The following is a 3,504-nucleotide window of genomic DNA, read 5'->3' as shown; positions in this document are numbered from 1 at the left end:
TTCACTCCGATCACTGGGACCCGGTGTGGCGGGCGTGCAGCGAGGAGTCGGTGGTGGTGTGCATGCACATCGGGTCGTCGTCGCAGCTGACCATCACAGCGCCCGATGCGCCGATGGACGTGATGATCACCCTGCAGCCGATGAACATCGTGCAGGCCGCGGCCGATCTGGTGTGGTCGAAGATGCTCCGCAAATTCCCCGATCTCAAGGTGGCCCTGTCGGAGGGCGGCATCGGCTGGATCCCCTACTTCCTGGAGCGAATCGACTACAACTACGATCGCCACCACGCCTGGACCGGTCAGGACTTCGGTGACAAACTGCCCAGCGAGGTGTTCAACGAGCACGTCATCACCTGCTTCATCGATGACAAGTTCGGGATGGCCAGCCGTGGCGCGCTGGATCTGGACATGGTCACCTGGGAGTGCGACTACCCGCATTCCGACTCCAACTGGCCGTTGTCGCCAGAGGTGTTCGCCGACTCGATGGCCGGGGTCGGCGATACCGACATCGACCGGATCACGCACGGCAACGCCATGCGACACTTTCACTACGACCCGTTCACGGCGTTGGGCGGCAAGCCGAACTGTACGGTCGGGGCGCTGCGGAAATCAGTCGAGGGCCACGATGTCTCGCTTAAGTCACAGCGCCGCGACGGTGACGACCACCGGTCCCGGATGACCGCCGCCGATCTGGCCAAGCTGGCGGCCGCCAGCTCCAAGTAGGTCCGCCCTTTTCCGGCGAGCATGCGCAAAGTCGCACTCCGGGGACGTCGAGAGTGCGACTTTCTGCATGCTCGCGAGGTGTTTGCGGGTTACGGCAGTTACCCGTGGTGTATTTGGCGTATCCTGTGGCACGTGTTGGTTTCTCGGCGCGATGTCCTCAAGGTTGCCGCCACGGCCCCGGCTGCGGTCGGCCTCGCTATGGCGGCGGCCTGGTTACGCCCGGCGAGCGCCTCGGCGGCTCCGCTCGGCGTCTTGCTGGACTACGCCGGCGGGGTGCTCCCCGCGGCCGACATCAGGGCTGCCGGCGCAGCGGGGGCGATCCGCTACGTGTCCGACCGCCGGCCCGGCGCTGCCTGGATGCTCGGCAAGCCGATCCAGCTGGCCGAGGCGCGTGACCTGCACAGCAACGGCCTCGCGATCGTCTCCTGCTACCAGTACGGCAAGCAGAGCACCGCCGACTGGCTGGGTGGCGAAAGCGCCGGTGTCGAGCACGCGCAGCGCGGCTGGCAGTTGCACACCGCCGCCGGGGGACCGGGCGGCGCGCCCATCTATGCCTCGATCGATGACGACCCGTCTGTAGAGCAGTACCGACAACAGGTGGCCCCATACCTGCACGGCTGGGAGTCGGTGCTGGGCCACCAGCGCGTCGGTGTGTACGCCAACTCCAAGGTCATCGACTGGGCGTTGCAGGACGGCCTGGGTTCCTATTTCTGGCAGCACAATTGGGGTTCGCCCGAAGGTTTCACCCATCCGGCGGCGAACCTGCATCAAGTGGAGATCGACAAGCGCAAAGTCGGCGGCGTCGGCGTGGATGTCAACCAGATTCTCCAGCCTCAGTTCGGGCAGTGGGCCTGAAGCGCGGAGACTGCCGAACGACTGCCGACGGCCCCTGCTGACGCACTGGGACAGCTGCTAGTCCAGCCGGACCATGGGCCGGAACGTTGATAACAATCCAATAACAATACTGCCTTGATCTGCGTCGTTGTGGCTACCCGAGCGTAACCACCTGCATGCAGGACGTTTGTCCGGGGCGCCGTCGCGTGCCGTCGACCAGAGTGTTACCGACGGCCCGGGTTACCCGAGCGTAGAACTCACCAGTAACCGTTTTGCTGCAGAAACGGCACAGCTTCTTATGACACTCTTACTGCGGGCGCGATCGACGGCGCAGCAGGCAGACGCGAGACAGACCAACCAGGGGTGATCTTTACCGTGACGATCCATGACCACGACCAGATCTCCGCTGACGGCGATGACGGCGTCGCGCCGCGCAGCCGTGACTCGGCGGCGCTCGTGGATCGTCTTACCGCCGGCGAACCGTTCGCGGTGGCGTTCGGCGGTCAGGGCAGCGCCTGGCTCCAGACCTGCGAGGAACTGGTGTCCTCGGCCGGTATCGAGGCCGAGTTGGCGACGCTGGCCGGCGAGGCGAGCCTGGCGCTGGAGCCGATCGCCAAGGAGCTGGTGGTCGCCCGCCCGATCGGGTTCGAGCCGCTGCGCTGGGTCCAAGCTCTGGCAGCCGGAGATCCGGTGCCGTCTGTCGACCAGCTGACGTCGGCCGCGGTGTCGGTGCCGGGTGTGCTGCTTACCCAGATCGCGGCCGTGCGCGCACTGGCGCGTCAGGGCCTGGATCTGTCGGCAACGCTCCCGGTCGCTGTCGCGGGGCACTCGCAGGGCGTGCTTGCCGTCGAGTCCCTCAAGACCCACGGAACCGCCGATGCCCAGCTGCTTGCGATCGCACAGCTTGTCGGTGCGGCCGGGACCCTGGTGGCCCGCCGCCGCGGAATCTCGATCCTGGGTGATCGCCCGCCGATGGTGTCTGTGACCAACGCCGACCCGGAGCGCATCCGCGGCCTGCTCGCAGAATTCGCCTCCGACGTCCCTGCCGTGCTGCCGCCGGTGCTGTCCATCCGTAACGGCCGGCGCGCGGCCGTCATCACCGGAACCCCCGAACAACTGTCCCGCTTCGAGCTGTACTGCGAGCAGATCGCCAAGCGGGAGGCCGCCGAGCGCACGAGCAAGGTCCGCGGCGGCGCGGTGTTCGCACCGGTCTTCGATCCGGTGCGGGTGGAGGTGGGCTTTCACACACCGCGGCTGGCCGGCGGCATCGACATGGTGGGCGACTGGGCACAGCGGGTGGGCTTTGACGCTGCCGGTGTCGAGTTGGCCCGGAAGATGGCCGAGGCCCTCCTGGTGCGTCCGGTGGACTGGGTGGACGAGGTCACCGACCTGCACCGGGCCGGCGCACGCTGGATCCTCGACCTCGGCCCCGGTGACATCCTGACCCGGCTGACGGCGCCGGTGATCCGCGGCCTCGGTGTCGGCATTGTGCCGGTGGCCACCCGCGGCGGTCAGCGCAACCTGTTCACCGCAGGGGCGACCCCCGAGGTGGCCCGGCCCTGGTCGAGTTACCTCCCGTCGTTGGTGCGGTTGCCCGACGGCCGGGTCAAGCTTGCCACCAAATTCACCCGCCTCACCGGCCGATCCCCGATCCTGCTGGCCGGAATGACCCCGACCACCGTCGACGCCAAGATCGTCGCTGCCGCCGCCAATGCCGGACACTGGACCGAGCTGGCCGGCGGCGGGCAGGTTACCGAGGAGATCTTCACCGCTCGCATCGCGGAGCTGACCGGGCTGCTCGAACCGGGCCGCACCTTCGAGTTCAACGCGCTGTTCCTCGACCCGTACCTGTGGAAGCTGCAGGTCGGTGGCAAGCGGCTGGTGCAAAAGGCCCGCCAATCCGGTGCGCCGATCGATGGGCTGGTGGTCAGCGCCGGCATCCCCGACC

Annotated in this window: 2 protein-coding genes and 1 pseudogene; all 3 read left to right on the top strand. The window is 67.4% G+C overall.

Annotated elements, in window-relative coordinates; translation table 11 throughout:
• Positions 1-722, top strand: a 722-nt coding sequence (locus AC2VON_RS10400; RefSeq protein WP_486952884.1) for an amidohydrolase family protein, incomplete at its 5' end; no start/stop codon positions are given.
• A 132-nt stretch (positions 723-854) separates the two neighbouring features.
• A complete protein-coding gene (locus AC2VON_RS10395; protein ID WP_486952883.1) occupies positions 855-1,577 on the top strand; it encodes a DUF1906 domain-containing protein in 723 nt (240 codons plus the stop codon).
• A 354-nt stretch (positions 1,578-1,931) separates the two neighbouring features.
• A pseudogene (locus tag AC2VON_RS10390) lies at positions 1,932-3,504 on the top strand (3-oxoacyl-ACP synthase); the annotation flags it as partial.

This window comes from Mycobacterium sp. TH-M82, assembly GCF_057473605.1.
Note: the sequence above shows the minus strand (reverse complement) of the source record. Positions and strands in the feature narration are given on the sequence as shown.